This is a genomic window from Streptomyces sp. NPDC052687 (genome assembly GCF_040678395.1).
Classification (GTDB): Bacteria; Actinomycetota; Actinomycetes; order Streptomycetales; family Streptomycetaceae; genus Streptomyces.
This window is the reverse complement of sequence record NZ_JBFATR010000024.1, coordinates 68,610-85,673: the sequence shown is the minus strand read 5'-3', so window position 1 is coordinate 85,673 and position 17,064 is coordinate 68,610. Positions and strand designations below refer to the sequence as shown.

Annotated in this window: 13 protein-coding genes and 1 pseudogene; 4 read left to right on the top strand and 10 right to left on the bottom strand. The window is 75.0% G+C overall.

Going from position 1 to position 17,064, the window contains the following annotated elements:
* Window positions 1-3: 3 nt before the first annotated feature.
* From AB0K92_RS20365 to AB0K92_RS20355, 3 genes are all read right to left on the bottom strand, one after another.
* Window positions 4-4,299 carry an aminotransferase class I/II-fold pyridoxal phosphate-dependent enzyme gene (locus AB0K92_RS20365; RefSeq protein ID WP_365924745.1) on the bottom strand — a complete coding sequence of 1,432 codons (4,296 nt, stop codon included), beginning with the start codon at window positions 4,297-4,299 and terminating at the stop codon, window positions 4-6.
* Window positions 4,300-4,628: 329 nt separating this feature from the next.
* Complete coding sequence (locus AB0K92_RS20360) at window positions 4,629-4,916, bottom strand: hypothetical protein (RefSeq protein WP_365924714.1); 288 nt, start codon at window positions 4,914-4,916, stop codon at window positions 4,629-4,631.
* Between the two features lie 60 nt (window positions 4,917-4,976).
* Window positions 4,977-5,246 (bottom strand): hypothetical protein, encoded by a 270-nt coding sequence (locus AB0K92_RS20355; protein WP_365924712.1) that lies wholly within the window; start codon window positions 5,244-5,246, stop codon window positions 4,977-4,979.
* 156 nt (window positions 5,247-5,402) lie between these two features.
* Here AB0K92_RS20355 and AB0K92_RS20350 point away from each other — a divergent pair, with 156 nt between their 5' ends.
* Window positions 5,403-6,083 (top strand): TetR/AcrR family transcriptional regulator C-terminal domain-containing protein, encoded by a 681-nt coding sequence (locus AB0K92_RS20350; RefSeq protein WP_365924710.1) that lies wholly within the window; start codon window positions 5,403-5,405, stop codon window positions 6,081-6,083.
* A gap of 3 nt (window positions 6,084-6,086) precedes the next feature.
* On the opposite strand, the gene AB0K92_RS20345 is transcribed toward AB0K92_RS20350, so the two are convergent.
* From AB0K92_RS20345 to AB0K92_RS20325, 5 genes and pseudogenes are all read right to left on the bottom strand, one after another.
* Entirely contained in the window at window positions 6,087-6,599 is a 513-nt protein-coding gene (locus tag AB0K92_RS20345; protein ID WP_365924708.1) for a nucleoside deaminase, read from the bottom strand.
* Between the two features lie 91 nt (window positions 6,600-6,690).
* Window positions 6,691-6,963, bottom strand: coding sequence for a GlsB/YeaQ/YmgE family stress response membrane protein (locus AB0K92_RS20340; RefSeq protein ID WP_365924706.1), 273 nt, complete (start codon window positions 6,961-6,963; stop codon window positions 6,691-6,693).
* Window positions 6,964-7,197: 234 nt separating this feature from the next.
* Window positions 7,198-7,314: pseudogene (locus AB0K92_RS20335) on the bottom strand (SPW repeat protein); the annotation flags it as partial.
* Between the two features lie 24 nt (window positions 7,315-7,338).
* Complete coding sequence (locus AB0K92_RS20330; protein WP_365924704.1) at window positions 7,339-8,397, bottom strand: acyl-CoA dehydrogenase family protein; 1,059 nt, start codon at window positions 8,395-8,397, stop codon at window positions 7,339-7,341.
* 258 nt (window positions 8,398-8,655) lie between these two features.
* Entirely contained in the window at window positions 8,656-9,234 is a 579-nt protein-coding gene (locus AB0K92_RS20325; RefSeq protein ID WP_365924702.1) for a sigma-70 family RNA polymerase sigma factor, read from the bottom strand.
* Window positions 9,235-9,415: 181 nt separating this feature from the next.
* On the opposite strand from AB0K92_RS20325, the gene AB0K92_RS20320 reads away from it, so the two are divergent.
* On the top strand, window positions 9,416-10,378 hold the full coding sequence (locus AB0K92_RS20320) for a MerR family transcriptional regulator (protein ID WP_365924700.1): 963 nt from the start codon (window positions 9,416-9,418) through the stop codon (window positions 10,376-10,378).
* 269 nt (window positions 10,379-10,647) lie between these two features.
* Here the strand turns inward: AB0K92_RS20320 and AB0K92_RS20315 are convergent, their stop codons facing one another.
* Together AB0K92_RS20315 and AB0K92_RS20310 are read right to left on the bottom strand one after the other, a co-directional pair.
* A complete protein-coding gene (locus AB0K92_RS20315) occupies window positions 10,648-12,015 on the bottom strand; it encodes a deoxyribodipyrimidine photo-lyase (RefSeq protein WP_365924698.1) in 1,368 nt (455 codons plus the stop codon).
* A gap of 30 nt (window positions 12,016-12,045) precedes the next feature.
* The gene (locus AB0K92_RS20310) at window positions 12,046-13,578 is read right to left on the bottom strand and encodes an SDR family oxidoreductase (protein ID WP_365924696.1); all 1,533 of its coding nucleotides are present in this window, start codon (window positions 13,576-13,578) and stop codon (window positions 12,046-12,048) included.
* A 400-nt stretch (window positions 13,579-13,978) separates the two neighbouring features.
* Here AB0K92_RS20310 and AB0K92_RS20305 point away from each other — a divergent pair, with 400 nt between their 5' ends.
* Entirely contained in the window at window positions 13,979-14,485 is a 507-nt protein-coding gene (locus AB0K92_RS20305) for a MarR family transcriptional regulator (RefSeq protein ID WP_365924694.1), read from the top strand.
* 309 nt (window positions 14,486-14,794) lie between these two features.
* Entirely contained in the window at window positions 14,795-16,882 is a 2,088-nt protein-coding gene (locus AB0K92_RS20300) for an MMPL family transporter (protein ID WP_365924692.1), read from the top strand.
* Window positions 16,883-17,064: the final 182 nt, after the last annotated feature.

Sequence of the window (17,064 nt, the reverse complement as noted above, 5' to 3'; positions counted from 1 at the left end):
CGGTCACCTCTTCGCCGCCCGGCCCGCGCGGCTGCGGGACCGCAGCGGGAAGCGGGCGGCCAGCCGGGTCAGCACGGCGTTCAGCCGGTCGATGTCCTCGTCCGAGTTGAGGGCGGTGACCTGGATCCGGAAACCGACCCGGTCGCGCGGGACCAGCGGATAGGCGGCCGGCGTCACATAGATCCCCTCCCGCCACAGGAACGCGGCGACCGCCTCCGGATCGCGGGGGTCGGCCAGCGGCACCTCGATGATCGGCAGCCCGTCCCGGCTGAGCGTGTCGGCGCCCAGCCCGGCGAGATGGTCCGTGACCCGCCGCGCCCTGCGGTACAGATCCGCCCGCAGCGCGTCGCCGCGCCGTTCGTTGACGTCCAGCCCGGCCAGCGCCGTCGCCAGCGACGCGGTCGGCGCCGGACCCGAGTACAGACAGGGACCGGCGGCCGTCTTCAGCCGGTTCTTCAGCGGGGTGGGCAGGGCCACGAACGCCAGCAGCGACGAGTACGCCTTGGAGAACCCGCCGACCAGCACGATGTCGTCGTACGCCTCGCCGAAGTGCCGCACCACGCCGTTGCCGCGCGCCCCGTACGGGCACGGCTCGTCCGGCCCGCGTTCCCCGGTCACCCCGAAGCCATGCGCGTCGTCCACGTACAGCGTGGCCCCGCGCGCCCGGCACACCGCCGCCGGCGCCGGCAGGTCCGCCACGTTGCCGCTCATGCTGTCGACGCCGTCCAGACACACCAGCCGGGGCGCGCCGGCCGGCGCGGCGGCGAGCAGGCCGTCCAGCTCGTCGGGCCGCTCGGCGTGGAAGCGGCGCAGTGTCGCCCCCTGCCCGCGCGCCACCCGACAGCCGTCGTACACCGTCTTGTGCGCGGTGGCCTCCACGAACACCTGCCCCTCGGCGGCCAGCACCGGGATCACCGAGGCGTGGATCAGCGTCAGGGTCGGCAGCAGCGGCGTGTCGGGGGCGCCGAGCAGTGCGGTGAGCCGCTCCTCGATCAGCGGATACAGCCGCGGGCTGCCCAGCAGCCGGGACCAGCTCGGATGGGTGCCCCAGCGGCGCAGCGCGGGCTCCACCGCGGCGATGATCTCCGGGTCCCGGTCGAAGCCGAGGTAGTTGCAGGAGGCGTAGTCGATCAGCCAGTGACCGCCGCTGCGGATGTGCCGGCCGCGCACCTCGTCGAGGACCGCGTCGCTCATCGGGCTGGTCCGGCGCAGGTGTTCCAGCTCCGCCCGGCGGGTGGCGGGCCGCAGCGGGGCTGCGGTCCGGTCCGCGGCGGGCGGCCGGCCGTTCGGGCGCAGCAGGGTGCGCGCGCTGTGCTCCACCGTCATCGGCCGCGCGAACAGGAAGCCCTGCCCGAACCGGCAGCCCATGTCGGCCAGCAGATCCCGCTGCTCCGGGTCCTCGATGCCCTCCGCGATCACTTGGAGGCCCAGAGTGCCGGCGATCCGGACGATGCCCTCGACCAGCGCGACCTGCTGCGCGTCACGCGGCAGGTCGTCGATGAACGACTTGTCGATCTTCCGTACGTCGATCGGGAAGTCCCGCAGACAGCGCAGCGAGGAGAACCCGGTGCCGAAGTCGTCGACCGCGATGTGCACGCCGAGGTCCTTCAGGGCGTGCGGCACCGCCTGGATCTGCGCGTCGCGGCGCAGCAGCACCGTCTCGGTCAGCTCCAGCTGGAGCGAGCCGGGCGCCAGCCCCGGAGTGCGCAGCGCCCGGCCGACCTGGTCGAGGAAGCCGGTGTCGTGGAACTGCCGCGCGGAGACGTTCACACTGACGTACGGCGGGCTCTCCCGGTCGCGCAGCCGCTGCAGCCCCGCGATGTCGCGCACCGCGTGCTCCAGCACCAAGCCGCCCAGCGAGGCGATCTGCCCGGCCTCCTCGGCCAGCGGGATGAACCGCTCCGGCGCGACCGGCGGCTGCGGCGGGCGCGGCCAGCGCACCAGCGCCTCGAAGCCGACGACGTCACCGACGGTGATGTCCACGACCGGCTGGTAGCGCAGCGCGAACTCCTCGCCGGCGACCGCCTGCGCGAGCCGGCTCTGCAGATCGTGCCGCCGCACCATCCGGGACTGGAGCATCGGCCGGAACCGGCGCCACTGGCGTTTCCCGGCCGACTTCGCCGCGTACAGCGCGAGGTCGGCGTGGCGCAGCAGCTCCTCCGCGTCGGTGCTGTCCCGGGCGGTGGCCACACCGACACTGGCGGAGACCGTCACGGTCTCCTCGCCGAGCGCGAACGGCCGGGACAGCGTCTGGATCACCTGCGCGGCCAGCAGCTCCGCGTCCAGCGGTTCGCGGGCGTCCTCCATCAGCACCGCGAACTCGTCACCGCCGAGCCGGGCCACGGTGTCGCTGCGCCGCAGCGTCCGCGTCAGCCGGTCATCGACGGCGATCAGCAGATGGTCGCCCGTGGAGTGCCCCATCGTGTCGTTGACCAGCTTGAAGTCGTCCAGGTCGACGAAGAGCAGACAGGTCAGCGACGACTCGCGGCGGCCGCGCAGCAGTGCCCGCTCGACGCGCTCCAGGAGCAGGGGGCGGTTGGGCAGGCCGGTCAGCGAGTCGTGGAAGGCCCGCTGGGTCAGCTCCTGCTCCAGCCGTCGCTGCTCGGTCACGTCGCGCAGGGTGACCACCAGCCCGCCGACGGTCCGCTCGTCCCGGAAGTCGCTGCACCGCACCTCCACCTCGACCCGCCCGCCCTGGCGCGGCACCCACCAGTGGCCGTGGGTGCCGCGCGGGCCGTGCTCGCGGACAGCGGTCAGCTCCCGCACCGCCCGCTGCCGGTCCGCCGGGGCGAGCAGTCCGGGCAGCGACCGGCCGGCCAGGTCGGCGGAGCCGAACACGCTCGCCGCGGACGGACTGGCGTACCGGATGGTGTCGTCGTCGTCCAGGATCAGGATGACGTCGGAGGTGTTGCGCACCAGGGTGCGGCAGTAGGCCTCGCTCTCCCGGCGGACCACCTCCTGGCGCAGCACCACGCGCTCCATGGCGAGGCCCGTGTGGGAGGCGAGGATGTCCAGCGAACGCCAGTTCTCGGTGAGCCGGCGGGCCGGAGCCGCCACCAGCAGCACGCCGGGCAGCTCGCCGGACGGCCGGTCGGGCAGGGCCATCGGGCACACCAGCACGGCGGGCATGCCGGCGAGGTCGCCGCCGAGCCGGGCGGCGGCGTCCGGATCGAGGTCCGCGAACGGCAGCAGCCGGGTGTGGCCCGGGTCCAGCGGGGCGGCGTGCTCGGCGGACAGCAGCAGGGTGCGGTGCCGGACCGTCGGCCCCAGCAGGATGTCCACGGCGGCCTCGCAGGAGCGCGCCACCTCCTCCCGGCGGACCGCCGACACCAGCGAGACGGCGGCCCGGCGCGGCGCCAGTTCCCGGGCGACGGCCCTGCGGTGGGACACCACCATCCCGGCCGGCCCCAGGGTCACCAGCAGGAACAGCAGCGCCGAGAACACGGCGTTCACCGGGGCGTCGTAGACGGTGCCGCGCAGCCCCTCGTCCAGGAGGACCGCCGGGGCGATCAGCGTGGCCAGGGCCAGCAGCACCAGGCGGCGGCGCGGCGGCAGCAGGGAACCGCGATGCGGGACCGCGGCGGTCAGCCGGACCATGGACGGGTGCAGCGCGGCCAGCCCCCACGCCGTGCAGAAGACGATCCAGCCGGAGTCGGTGAGCGTGCCCGCCTGCCACAGTCCGTTGAGCTGGAGCAGGCCGTAGGCGATGTCGAAGCCGAGCAGTGTCACCGTGCCGACGACCAGCAACCGCACCGACCGGCCGCCGCCGTGCACCGGATGCGGCGTCAGCAACCGGGCAAGCAGGGCGAGGACCAGCACGTCGCCGAGCGGGTAGGCGACGCTGATGGCGCGCTGCTGCCAGGTCAGGCCCTCCAGTTCGGTCAGCGGCCGCATCAGGTACACCCACACCGGCAGCGCGAGCGCCGCGGTGAAGATCAGCGTGTCCAGCAGGCTGGGCAGGTCGCGGCCCGCGCACCGGTAGCGGACCAGCCCGGACAGGCCGGTCGCGAACAGCGCGTAGGTGGCGAGATAGCAGGCGTCCGCGGGCGACGGGAACGGGTCGGAGGCGTGGAAGTACTCCTCCATGACGTTGTAGTACGTGTCGCCGCTGACGAACGTGACCAGGCCGGCCGCCAGCACCCACCACGGCCACGGATGGGCGGGCCGGTTGAGCCGTACGCCGGCGACGACGGCGGCGGCGCCCGCGAGACCGATCACGGCCCACAGCGGGGTGCGGGTCGCGGGAACCGTCATGTAGACGACGGTGGCGACCGCGACCAGCGCCACATGAGCGGCCATCAGCCGCTGGGCCGGCAGCAAGGGCAGGCTCCTCCTCGGCCCCGAGGAGACCGGGCCGTCGAGGGGGCCCGGTTCGCTATCGATCGTAGGCATCGCCGGTCGGCACCTGCATCTCGGACGGCAGGGGCCGAGCCGAAGTAGTCGACGTTCCTCCACGGCAGCCCGGTGAGCACCGCCGCCGAGTTCAGCAGGCAGGTGGCCGAGAAGTCCTCCGCCGGCTCGGGTCCGAGCCCGCCGATGTCGCGCAGCGCACGGGTGCGCACCGCGTAGTGCGAGCCGATGCACATCGGTGCGAGGCCGTCGCAGTGGCCGAGCTGGAGCGGCCCCTGTCAGCTCGCCTCGCGGTGGAGCCGGCCCCGCGCGGCCCAGGAGCCGTCGGCGTTGCCGTCGCATACGCTGGGTGCGGCGACACAGCCGATCGCGGGGTCGGCGAACGGGCGGACCATCTCGGCGGGACAGCACGGTGCGGGCACGTGGTCGACGTCGAGCTGGGCGACGGCGTCGGAGCGCCCGTACCCCCAGTGGTCGTAGAACCGGGCGAGATTGCCCTCCTTGCAGCGGGTGCGCCGCCGCCGGTCGGCCGGCTGACAGGCCGCGGCTCCGCGCCGCGAGGACATCCGCACGTGGTGTTCGCGGCACCACCGGGCGGTCCCCTCGCTCGGGACCTCCTCGCACAGTCATACATCGCGGGCGTACGGAGAGTCCTGGCCGAGCATCGCCTGCAGGGTGCGGCGGGCGGTGGACCAGGGCTCCGAGGGCGCGCGGGTCACGACGAAGGCGACCGGCAGCAAGGGGATCGCCAGGTCGGGGCTGACCCGGCGCACCCTCAGGGCGGGGAGGAAGAAGCAGGCGGGTACGGCGGTCAGGTACAGCAGGATCACGCTGTCGACGACCAGCCCGGCCGGCCCGCCCGGTGCTGCGGCTCCAGCCAGCGCAAAGTCATACATATACGTTGTAAACGTACGGCTTCAGCAGACAGCGTCGGGAGCGGTTTCCGATGGCCCACAGCAACCGGTTCCTGCCGGTCCTGGTCGCTCACGGCTGGGCGGTGAGCCTCGTCTGGTTCTGGTCGTGGTCGCTACGGCAGGCTGAACCGGGAGCGGGTGCTCGCCTCGGCGCTGGAGATCGTCGACCGGGACGGGCTCTCCGGGCTGAGCATGCGGCGGCTCGGCGCGGAGCTGGGCGTGGAGGCGATGGCGCTCTACCGCTACGCCTCCGGCAAGGACGCGCTGCTCGACGGGCTGGTGGAGGCGTTCTGCCTGGAACTGGAGCGGGAGCTGGGCGAGGGGGAGGGAGAGGGGCTGGCGGCAAGGGAGGGTATTGAGTCGGGGAGCGGGGCCGGGGCGGGGGAGCGCGCCGGGGACTGGCGGGGCGGGCTGCACCGCATCGCGCGTAGTGCCCACCGGGTCGCGCTGCGTCACCCCAACGTCGTCCCGCTGCTCGCCACCCGGCTGCTGTCCACCCCGCTGGCCCGCCGCCCGGCGGCCGTGCTGCGCAGCGACGAGCGGATCCTGGCGCTGCTGTCCGACGCGGGGCTGAGCGACCGTCAGGCGGTGGCCGTGCACCGGGCGTTCACCGCGTGGCTGCTCGGCTATCTGCTGGTCGAGCTGCGCGCGACGGACGATGCGCCCGAGGAGCCCGATCCCGCCTTCCGTATCGGGCTGCACCGCATCTCCGCCCAGGAGCTGCCCCGGTTGCGCGCCACCGCCCTCGCCCTGGCCGATCCGGGCGGGCCGAAGGCGCTGGCGGCGGGGCTGGACGCGCTGCTCGACCGCTTCATGTGACGGTCAGGGGGCGGTCCCAGGGCGCGGGGACGTGGGCGGGACGCGGAAGAACCTGCGGTGCAACTCCCTGACCCGGTCGGCCAGTTCGGGCACCGGGCCGTCCACCGTCACGCCGGGCGCCACCTCGTGCACCGGCAGCGTCCGCACCGGCGGCGCGGGCACGCCCCACTCCGTCAGCCAGCCGGAGAGCTGCTCGGAGGACACCACGTATACGATCCGGCCGAGGCCCACCCAGGCGTGCGCGGCGGCGCACATCGGGCAGTGCTCGCCGGACGTGTAGACGGTCGCCGCCGCCCGCTCCTCGGGCGTCAGCCGCGTGGCCGACCAGCGGGCCAGCTCGAACTCCGGGTGGCGGGTGCGGTCGCCGGACGCCACATGGTTGTGGTCCTCGCCGAGCACCGTGCCGTCCGCGCCCACCAGCACCGAGCCGAACGGCTCGTCCCCGGCGTCCAGCGCCTGCTCCGCCAGCTCCACGCAGCGTCGCAGGTACGGCAGTTCGGTCTCCTTCACGACCATGGCGTACGGTCCTCCTCGCGATGTGATCTCGCCGGCCTGTGCGCCCGCACCCTCCCGCAGCCGCCCGGACTGTGCTGTCCGGGCGCGGCCGTCAGTGCCGGACCCTGGCGACCTTGGTGCGGCTCAGGGCCACCACGCCCAGCGCGGCGAGGGCGATCTGGATGAGCCATTCGACCCAGTCGACGCCGTTGGTGTCGCGCACGCCCAGTGCGGCGGCGAGCGCGGAGCCGAGCAGCGCGGCCACGATGCCGACGAGGATCGTCCAGAGCACGCCGATGTGCTGACGGCCCGGCACGGCCAGGCGACCAAGGACGCCGATGACGATGCCGATCACCAGGGCGCTGACGAGGCCGGATATCTCCATCTTCGCTCCTCCTGTCGAGAGACTGCCGGGATGCGGTGAAGCACCCCGCTCGCATGCGGGTGCCCCGCAGGGGTCCGGACCACGCGCCCCCGATGTCCGGTGCCTGGCTTCGTGCGCACCCCCGTGCCGGTCGCCGTGCCGCACACGCCGTGCCGCACACGAAGAGACCGGCCCGCTCGGGCCGGCCTCGCCGTCCGTCCTCGTCCACCCCGTCTCTCTGTCTCTCTCGCCTGTCTACGGCCGGGAGGCGCTCTTCACGGCCGTCGCCGCGCAGACCGCACCCAGGACCACGGCCAGGGCGCCGATGATGGCGTTGCTCCAGATCACGCCCGCGTCCGGTCCGCCGCCGACGTTCATTCTGCTCTCGTTTGTCCTTTACGTGCAGCTCGCTGTGAGGGCGGCCAGCTGCGCCTCGCGCACCGGCGCGGTCAGGCCCTGGACCAGCAGGAACATGCCCTCGCGGGCGAGCCGCTGCGCCGGGTGGTCCAGGCTCATGGTCCGGCCGCCGCCGGCCACCACCGCCGCGGTGGTGGCCGCGCGCATCAGGTCGAACGCCCGGGCGCGCAGCTCCAGCCGCTCCTCGACGCCTCCCCGCTCCACGGGCTGGTCGGCGAGCGCGTACGCCCGCCGCCGCACCTCGTCCAGCCGGCCCCGCAGGGCCCGCGCCGTCTCCCGCCCGCGCGGGGTGTCCTCCAGCAGCCGCAGCGCCGCGTACGCCACCCCGAAGACGGCCGGGGAGGCGTTGGCGCTGCGGGGGATGTCGACGAGGGCGAATCGCTCGCGGGGGGTGCGCAGCACCAGCGACTCCTCCGGCACCCGCAGGCCGTCCAGTTCCAGGGACACGGTCCGCGCGGCGGTCAGCGCGGAGAGCCGCATCGGCGGCGAGGCGCGCAGCCCCGGCTGCTCCCGGGCCTCGGTGAACACGAACACCACCTCCGCCGCCTCGGTCACCCCCGCGAGCAGCATCACGTCGTTCAGGCCCCAGCCGGTGTACCAGGGCACCGTGCCGTCGAACCGCCAGCCGTCCCGCTCGGCCGTCGCCCGCACCGGCACCCGGGGAAAGGCCCGCACATGGGCGTAGGCGACGCCCGCCAGCAGCTCACCGGTGGCCAGCGGGCGCAACAGGCGCTCGCGCACCGGGAGTTCGGAGCGGGACAGCAGCCGGACCGGCGTGTGGTGCTGGGTCTGCACGAACCAGGTCGTGCCGCACGCCCCGGCCAGGATCTCCTGGACCTCCCGCGCCACCGCGTCCGGCGCCCCGGCACCGCCGTACTCCCGCGGCGCGCTCACCCCCAGCACCCCCGACGCGCGGACGGCGGCGAGATGTCCCGGGGGCAGCCCTTCCTGGTCGACCCGCTCGGCGTGCGGGAGGAGTAGATCCCGCGCGAGTCGCCGGGCGCCGGTCACGACGGGATGCGGTGTGGTGGTGGTCATGGGGCCATTCTTCCGGGGCGGCGCCCGCGCGGGTGGCCCCCGGGGAGCACCGACCCTCCCCGGGGGCGAGCGGGGGGAGTACCCGGGCTCCCCCCGCTCGCAGCGGGCACGGGGCCCACGCTGCGTACATCTCTTCCGGTCCTACGGGGCTGCCGGATGCACCGAATCGCCGAATCTCCGCATCGCTGTATCGCCGAATAACCGAATGGCCGAGTCGCGGAAGCACCGCATCGCGGGATCGCCATCGAACGGCCGGGGTCAGCGGCGCGGCGCCTCCTCGTGCAGGCTGCCGCGCAGCCGGCGCAGTCCGCGGCGGGCGTGGCTCTTGACCGTGCCGAGCGGCCAGCCGGTGCGCTCGGCGATCTGCGGGTGTGTCAGGTCCTCGTAGAAGGCGAGCCGCAGCACCCGCTGCTGCGGGGGCGGGAGTTCGGCCAGCGCCTGCCCGATCAGCACGCGGTCCAGTACGGCCTCGGGGCGATGGGCGTCCTCGTCCCCGAGCAGCGGGGACGAGCCGGCCGAGGCGAGCAGATCGAGGCGGCGGGTGCGCGCGGCCAAGGCGTCGGCGATCGTGCGCCGGGTGATGCCGACGATCCAGCCCGTGATCGTGCCCCGCTCCGGCCGGTAGGTGCGGCGCCCGCGCCAGACGCCGAGGAAGACCTGCTGGGTGACGTCCTCCGCCTCCTTCGCGTCGCCCAGCGAGCGCCACGCGAGGGTGTGCACCAGGGGCGACCACCGGCGGTAGGCGGCGACGAGACAGGCCTCGTCGCCCGCGACGAGACCGCGCGCCAGCTCCGCGTCGTACACGTCCGCCGGTACGGCGGTCGGTCGGGGGCCCATGCGGCGACTCCTCACGGGGCGGCGGTGGACGGGCGGACGGGGTCGGTGGACACGGCCGGTGGACAGGGCGCGGGTGGGGTGCGCGGGGGTGCGTGTGCCGGGGTGTGCCCGGCTGCCGCCATCGTCCGGAGCATCCGCCACGGGCTCAACTCGCATCGATCGTGCGTCGTATAGTCGGCGCATGTCCGACAGCCCGCCCGGTGAGACCGGTCTGACCACCGGAGCGGTGGCCCGCCGCCTCGGCGTGTCGCCCACCACCCTGCGCTCCTGGGACCGCCGCTACGGCATCGGACCCGCGGCCCGCGTCGACGGCAGGCACCGGCGCTGGACACCGGCGGACGTGGAGATGCTGGAGACGATGTGCCGGCTGACCTCGGCGGGCGTGCCGCCGGCGGAGGCGGCCCGCGCCGCGCGGCATGCCCGCACCACGGGGGCGCCCCCGCTCGCACCGCCCGAGCCGAGCCGTTCCCGGGCGGCCGGCTCCCTCCCGCTCGGCGACGTCCGTCAGGAATGCCGCGGCCTGGCCCGCGCCGCCGTCCGGCTGGACGCCCCGGCGGTCGAGGACCAGCTGGCCGCCGCGGTGGATGAGCACGGACTGACCGTGGCCTGGCAGGAGGTCATGGTGCCCACGCTGCACGCCGTGGGACGCAAGTGGGCCACCTCCGGCGACCGGTACGTCGAGGTCGAGCACCTGCTGTCCTGGCACGTGTCCACCACGCTGCGCCGGCACACCCCGCCCCCGTCGGCCCAGGGAGCCGGCCTCGCCGGACCCGTGCTGCTGGCGTGTGCCCCCGGCGAGCAGCACACCCTGCCGCTGGAGGCGCTGAACGCCGGGCTCGCGCAGCGCGGCGTCCCCACCCGGATGTTCGGCGCGGCGGTGCCGGCCGAGGCCCTGTCGGCGGCGGTGCGGCGGACCGGCCCGGTGGCCGTCGTCCTGTGGGCGCAGGCCCGTTCCACCGCGAGCCTGCCGCTGGCACGGCACGTCGGCGGCACCCGGTGGGGCGTCAAGGGGGCGCGCCGGCAGCCGCTGGTGGTGCTGGGCGGACCCGGCTGGGCGGGACGCCCTCCGGCCGGGCTGCCGAAGCCGGCCGGACTCGCGGAGGCGCTGGACCTGCTGAGCGGGACGTACCGCTCCCACGCCTGAGCGCGCTCGCGAGGTCCGCGAGGCGGGAACGGGCGGCGGGAACAGGCGGCGGGAACCGTGGACGGGAGGGCGGGAGCGGGAGACGGGACCGTGGACGGGAGGGCGGGAGCGGGAGACGGGACGGGCGGCGGGAACGCGGGAGCGGGAGACGGGACGGGCGGCGGGAACGCGGGAGCGGGAGACGGGAAGGCCGGAGCGGGAGACGGGACGGGCGGCGGGAAGGCGGGAAGGCGGGAACGGGCGACGGAACGGCCGGGGTGGCGTCCGCGTCAGTCGCGCTGCCGCGCCCGCCTGAAGCGGGCCAGCCCCTCCGCCAGGCCGACGATCGGATCCGGATAGTCCGGCGCGATCCGCCCGGCGAGCCGCCACGGCTCGTGCACGGCGGGCCCCGCCACCTCCCGCAGCTCCGGCACCCAGCGCCGTACGTACGCGCCGTCCGGGTCGTGGCGCCTGCCCTGGGTGACGGGGTTGAGGACCCGGTTCGGCCGGGTGTCGGTGCCGGTCCCGGCCACCCACTGCCAGTTGAGCTGGTTGTTGGCCAGGTCGCCGTCCACCAGGAGGTCCAGGAAGTGGCGGGCGCCGACGCGCCAGTCGACGTACAGCGTCTTGGCCAGGAAACTCGCCGCCAGCAGCCGCGCCCGGTTGTGCATCCAGCCCTCGTACAGCAGCTGGCGCATCGCCGCGTCGACCACCGGATAGCCGGTACGGCCCTCCCGCCACGCCTCGATGTCGGCGCGCGCGGTGCGCTCGGTGCGCCAGCGGTCGTGCTTGGTGCGGTAGTCGGCGGACGCCGCCCGTGGCCGGGCCGCCAGCACCTGGCGGTGGAAGTCGCGCCAGGCCAGCTGCCGTACGAACGCCTCCGCGCCCGGACCGTCCGCCCGGCGCGCCAGGTGGACCAGCTCGACGGGGGAGAGGGTCCCGAAGTGCAGATGCGGCGAGAGACGTGAGGTGGCGTCGGCGGCGAGGTCGTCGTGACGGTCGGCGTAGGCGGCGAGACCGTACCGCAGCCAGTTCGCGAGCCGCCGCCTGCCCTCCCGTTCCCCGCCGGTGGCCAGCCCCGGCGACGTCCCGGTCACCTCGTGGCGGGCGGGGACCGGCTCGGAGCCGACCCCGTCGGGCACCGGGACGAACCGGGGCGGGCGCAGCGGGGCGCGCAGCCGCCGGCGCTCCCAGTGCCGGAAGTACGGGGTGAACACCGCGAAGTGATCGGAGGAGGACGGGGTCACCGCGCCGGGCGTGACCATGCAGGTCACCGTGTCGTGGACGTGCAGCCGGCGGCCGTCGGCGCCCAGCTCCCGGCGCAGGCGCTCCTCGCGGCGGTGCGCGAAGGCGCTGACGTCGGCCGCGAGGTGCACCTCGTCGGCGTCCGTCTCCGCCGCCACCCGGCACACCTCCGCCACCACGTCGCCCGAGCGCACCACGAGGCGCCCGCCGCGCTCGCGCAGCCCCGCGTCCAGGTCGCGCAGGCAGTCCGCGAGGAACGCGCGCCGGTTCGGCACGTCGAACCCGGCGGCGGCCACCGCCCGGTCCCGCACGAACAGCGGCACCACCTGCCGGCCGCCCTCCAGCGCGGCGCGCAGCGGCGGGTGATCGTGCAGCCGCAGATCGCAGGTGAACAGGACGATCGAGGTGTTCATGGGGTGGCTCCGGGGCGGACGGGTGAGGGGTCAGCGGGCGGGCTCGGGCGTCCGGTCGGACGGGACCGGTCTCCTGGCCGCGGCCTTCGCGATGTTGCGGGCCATGCCGCCGAACACCAGGGCGTGGAAGGGCGACACGCCCCACCAGTAGGCCTGGCCGAGCAGGCCGCGCGGGTGGAACAGGGCACGCTGGCGGTACCGGGTGCGCCCGGCCGGGTCCGTCTCGGCGTACATCTCCAGCCAGGCCAGCCCCGGCAGCCGCATCTCGGCCCGCAGCCGCAGCAACCGCCCCCGCTCGATCTCCTCCACCCGCCAGAAGTCCAGCGAGTCACCGGCCCGCAGCCGATGGGCGTCGCGGCGGCCGCGGCGCAGTCCGACCCCGCCGGCCAGCCGGTCCAGCCGGCCGCGCACGGACCAGGCGAGCGAGAAGGAGTACCAGCCGTGCTCGCCGCCGATGCCCTCGATGACCCGCCACAGCGCCTCCCGCGAGGCGTTCACCGTGACCTCGCGCTCGTCCGTGTAGAGACTGCCGCCCGCCCAGTCCGGGTCGGTGGGCAGCGGGTCGCTCGGGGCGCCGGGCACCGCGGCGTTCGACCAGCGGGTGTCCACCCGGGCCTCCCGCACCCGCTGCAGGGCGAGCCGTACCGCCTCGTCGAAACCGAGCGGATGCCCGGGTGGGTCGGGGACGTAGCGGGCGATGTCGTGCTCGTGGCAGACGACCTCGTGACGCAGCGACTCGGCGAGCGGCCGGGCGATGGACGCGGGCACCGGGGTGACGAGGCCGACCCAGTGGCTGGACAGGCCGGGCGTGAGGACCGGTACGGGGACGACGAGACGGCGCGGCAGTCCGGTGATCCGCGCGTAGCGCAGCATCATGTCGCGGTACGTCAGCACCTCCGGGCCGCCGATGTCGAAGGCGCGGTTCACCTCCGCGGGCATCCGCGCGCTGCCGACCAGCACGCGCAGCACGTCCCGTACGGCGATGGGCTGGATCCGGGTGTGCACCCAGCTGGGGGTGACCATGACCGGCAGGCGCTCGGTCAGGTACCGCAGCATCTCGAAGGAGGCCGAGCCGGAGCCGAGGATCACCGCCGCCCGCAGCACGGTCGTGGGCACGCCGGACGCGAGCAGGATGCGGCCCACCTCGGCGCGCGAGCGCAGGTGCGGCGACAGGTCCCGTTCGGGGACGCCCGCCGGGGTGAGGCCGCCGAGGTAGACCACGCGCCGCACCCCCGCGGCGCGGGCCTGCCGGGCGAACACGGTCGCCGCCCGCCGGTCCGTCTCCTCGAAGTCCTTGCCGCTGCCCAGCGCGTGCACCAGGTAGTAGGCCACGTCCACGTCCCGCAGGGCCGCGCCGACCGAGGCGTCGTCCGTGACATCGCCCCGGACGATCTCCACGTCGCCGGCCCACGGGTGGTCGCGCAGCTTGCCGGGGGAGCGGGCCAGACAGCGCACCCGGTGTCCGGCGCCCAGCAGCTCGGGGACCAGCCGCCCGCCGATGTAGCCGGTCGCGCCCGTCACCAGGCAGCGCAGCGGCTTCGCCGTCGTGTCGTCACCGTTCATCTCGCGCTCGGTCCCTTCTCGTCCCGCTGCACCGCACCGCGTCCCGGCGCCGGGCCGCCGCCGTCTGCTGATGACTTCCACGGAAGGGGCCGTCGTGGATGCGCACTGCGCCGGACGGCTGAGGCACGCCGCGCCGCGGCGGTGTCCGGAGGTGTCAGGGGGAGGCCGTTCCGGGGCGGTGCGCCCAGCCGGTCGATGCCCAACCGGCGGAGGCCGGGCCGCCCGGCGGGCCCCGAGCCGGGCTCGCCTCCGGTGCGCGCCGCCGGTCCCGCGCGCCGTGCGAGCCGTCCGGCTCACGCCGCCGTCCCGCGCACCGCGCGAGCCCTCGCGGAAGGTGCCCGGTACGGCGCGGGCGCCGACCGGTCGGATGGGGGCCGGTGTGGTTCTATAGGCTGATCACGTGGCCACAGCAGACGACCGGGAGCAGCCGGCACGACCCTCGGAGCCCAGCGGGGGCGCCGCGTCCGACCTGCACTCCTTCGCCGTCCAGCTGCGCCGGCTGCACGGCGAGATCAACCGCCTGATGCAGGGCTTCGCCGGCGAGCAGGGGCTGCACACGACCGACGTCCACGCGCTCGCCGCGATCCTCGACGCCGAGGAACCCATGACCCCCGGGCGGCTGCGCGAACACCTCGGCCTCACCTCCGGCGCCGTCACGGCGTGCCTGGACCGGCTGGAGCGCGCCGGACACATCCGGCGGGTGCGGGAGAGCGCGGACCGCCGGGTGGTCCACCTGCACTACGCGGCCGACGCCCGCCCGGCCGCGCGGATCCACTTCCGCCCGCTCGCGGAGGCGACCCAGGCCGCCACCGACCGCTTCGACGAGGACGAACTGGCCGTGGTGCTGCGGTTCCTCACGGCGATGAACGAGGAGCTGGGCGGGCGCAGGCCCCGCGGCGGCCGCTGAGCCCCGCGTCCTCGGTTTCTTCGGTTCCTCGGTTCCTCGGTTTCTGGGTTCCTCGGTTTCTGGGTTTGCTGGGTTTCCTCGATCGAGCGGCCGGATCCCGCATCCGGGGGCCACCTGTCACCGGAAGAGAGTACGTCGCCTAAGATCACCCTCGTCGCGAGATAACTCAATCATTGAGATTCTTGATGACTGAGTCGATCGCGGCTCTGACGTCCCGCCTTCCCCGACCCCACGCCACCTCACCTCAAACCTCACCCCACTCCCACCCCACCCCCAACGCCGTACGTCCTACGCCGGAGCCCGGAGACCATGCCCCCCAACCCCCGACGTGCCCGTCTGCTCGTCCCCCTGCTGCTGCTCGCCGTCTGGCTCGGCATCGGCGGCGCCCTCGGTCCCTTCGCCGGCCGGCTCGGCGAGGTCGCGACCAACGACCAGGCCGCCTTCCTGCCGCGCAGCGCCGAGTCCACGGAGGTCATCACCGAACAGCGGGCGTTCCGCCAGGAGGAGACGCTGCCCGCCGTCGTGGTGTGGACCGACCCCGACGGTGCCTCCGTGGCCGAGCGCCGCGACCCGGCCGGCCGCGTCCTCGCCTCGCTCACCGGCACGCCCGGTGTGGCGGGCCAGGTCTCCCCGGCGCTGCTCGCCGAGGACGGAAAGGCGCTCCAGGGCGTCGTACCGCTGCGGCCCGACCTCGGCGACGACCTGCCCGACGCGCTGGAACGGATCCGTACCGCCGCCGAACGCGTCCCCGGCACCACCGTCCAGCTGGCCGGACCCGCCGCCACCCAGGCCGACCTCTCCGACGCCTTCGCGGGCATCGACGGCCTGCTGCTCGGTGTCGCCCTGGTGACCGTCCTGGTCATCCTGCTGCTGGTCTACCGCAGCGTGCTGCTGCCGCTGGTGATCATCCTGGGCTCGGTCTTCGCCCTCGGACTGGCCTGCGCGATCGTCTACGCGCTCGCCGACCGGGGCGTGGTGCGCGTCGACGGCCAGGTGCAGGGCATCCTCTCCATCCTCGTCATCGGAGCGGCCACCGACTACGCGCTGCTCGTCACCGCCCGCTACCGCGAGGAACTCGCCGCCCGCACCGACCGGTTCGCGGCCGTCACCGCCGCCGTACGGCGCTCGTGGGGCGCCGTCGTGGCCAGCGCCGCCACCGTCGCGCTGGGACTGCTGGCCCTGCTGCTCAGCGACCTGACCAACAACCGGGCGCTCGGCCCGGTCGGCGCGATCGGCATCGGCTGCGCCGTCCTCGCCTCCCTCACCTTCCTGCCCGCCGTCCTCGTGCTGCTCGGACGCGCCGCCTACTGGCCCGCCAAGCTCCGCCCGGCCGCCGACCCGAGCGACGGCACCGGGATCTGGCAGCGGATCGCGAGCCTGGTCGACCGGGCACCGCGCCGGGTCTGGGCCGTGTCCCTCGCCGCGCTGCTCGCCTGCGCGGCGTTCGCGCCCGGCCTCGCCTCCAAGGGCGTGCCCCTGGACGAGACCTTCGTCAACGACGCCCCGTCCGTGGCCGCGCAGGCCACCCTCGGCCGGCACTTCCCCGGTGGCTCCGGCACCCCGGCCGTGGTCATCGCGGACGCCGACCGGCTGCCCCGGGTGCTGGCCGCGGCCCGGGCCACCGAGGGCGTCGCCGCGGCGGCAGCGGTCACCGGCAACGGCCGTCCCGGCGGCGAACCGCTCGTCGTCGACGGACGGGTCCGGGTCGACGTCACCCTGCGCGCCGCCTCCGACAGCGACGCCGCCCAGGACACCGTGGCCCGGCTGCGGACCGCCCTGCACGCCGTACCCGGTGCCGACGCCAAGGTCGGCGGCTACACCGCGCAGCGGTACGACACCCTGCGCACGGCCGAGCGGGACCGCGGCCTCATCGTGCCCGTGGTGCTGGCGATCATCTTCGTCATCCTCACCGCGCTGCTGCGCTCCCTGCTGCTGCCCGCCCTGCTCGTCGCGACCGTGGCGCTCAACTTCCTGGCCACGCTGGGCGTCTCCGCGCTGGTCTTCCCGCACGTGTTCGGCTTCACCGCGACCGACCCGTCGGTGCCCCTGTACGGGTTCGTCTTCCTGGTCGCCCTCGGCGTCGACTACAACATCTTCCTGATGGACCGGGTCCGCGAGGAGTCGCTGCGGCACGGCGTCCGCCACGGCGTGCTGCGGGGCCTGGTGAGCACCGGCGGGGTGATCACCTCGGCCGGTGTCGTCCTCGCCGCCACCTTCGCCGCGCTCGGCGTGATCCCGCTGGCCTTCCTGGCGCAGATCGCGTTCATCGTCGCCTTCGGCGTCCTGCTCGACACCCTCGTCGTCCGCTCCCTGCTCGTCCCCGCCCTGGTCCGCGACATCGGCCCGCCCGCCTGGTGGCCGGGCCGCCTGGCGCGCACCCGCCGGGACACCCCCTAGGGACCCACCCGGGCGCCGCAATGTCCTCTGCGGCGCCCGGGTACTCGGCCGGGCACGGACCGCCGTACGGACGGACCGCCGTACGGACCGACGGACCACCCGACGCGAGCGGGCCAAGCCGGCATGCACCCGGCCGCCTGACCCCACCCCCGGGCGGGCCACCTCTTCACCCTCCTCCCGGC

What these genes read in the sequence shown, in the direction of transcription:
- AB0K92_RS20365 (WP_365924745.1), bottom strand. Translation starts at nt 4,299, where the DNA reads ATGGCCGCTCATGTGGCGCTGGTCGCGGTCGCCACCGTCGTCTACATG.
- AB0K92_RS20360 (WP_365924714.1), bottom strand. Translation starts at nt 4,916, where the DNA reads ATGTCCTCGCGGCGCGGAGCCGCGGCCTGTCAGCCGGCCGACCGGCGG.
- AB0K92_RS20355 (WP_365924712.1), bottom strand. Translation starts at nt 5,246, where the DNA reads ATGTATGACTTTGCGCTGGCTGGAGCCGCAGCACCGGGCGGGCCGGCC.
- AB0K92_RS20345 (WP_365924708.1), bottom strand. Translation starts at nt 6,599, where the DNA reads ATGGTCGTGAAGGAGACCGAACTGCCGTACCTGCGACGCTGCGTGGAG.
- AB0K92_RS20340 (WP_365924706.1), bottom strand. Translation starts at nt 6,963, where the DNA reads ATGGAGATATCCGGCCTCGTCAGCGCCCTGGTGATCGGCATCGTCATC.
- AB0K92_RS20330 (WP_365924704.1), bottom strand. Translation starts at nt 8,397, where the DNA reads ATGACCACCACCACACCGCATCCCGTCGTGACCGGCGCCCGGCGACTC.
- AB0K92_RS20325 (WP_365924702.1), bottom strand. Translation starts at nt 9,234, where the DNA reads ATGGGCCCCCGACCGACCGCCGTACCGGCGGACGTGTACGACGCGGAG.
- AB0K92_RS20320 (WP_365924700.1), top strand. Translation starts at nt 9,416, where the DNA reads ATGTCCGACAGCCCGCCCGGTGAGACCGGTCTGACCACCGGAGCGGTG.
- AB0K92_RS20315 (WP_365924698.1), bottom strand. Translation starts at nt 12,015, where the DNA reads ATGAACACCTCGATCGTCCTGTTCACCTGCGATCTGCGGCTGCACGAT.
- AB0K92_RS20310 (WP_365924696.1), bottom strand. Translation starts at nt 13,578, where the DNA reads ATGAACGGTGACGACACGACGGCGAAGCCGCTGCGCTGCCTGGTGACG.
- AB0K92_RS20300 (WP_365924692.1), top strand. Translation starts at nt 14,795, where the DNA reads ATGCCCCCCAACCCCCGACGTGCCCGTCTGCTCGTCCCCCTGCTGCTG.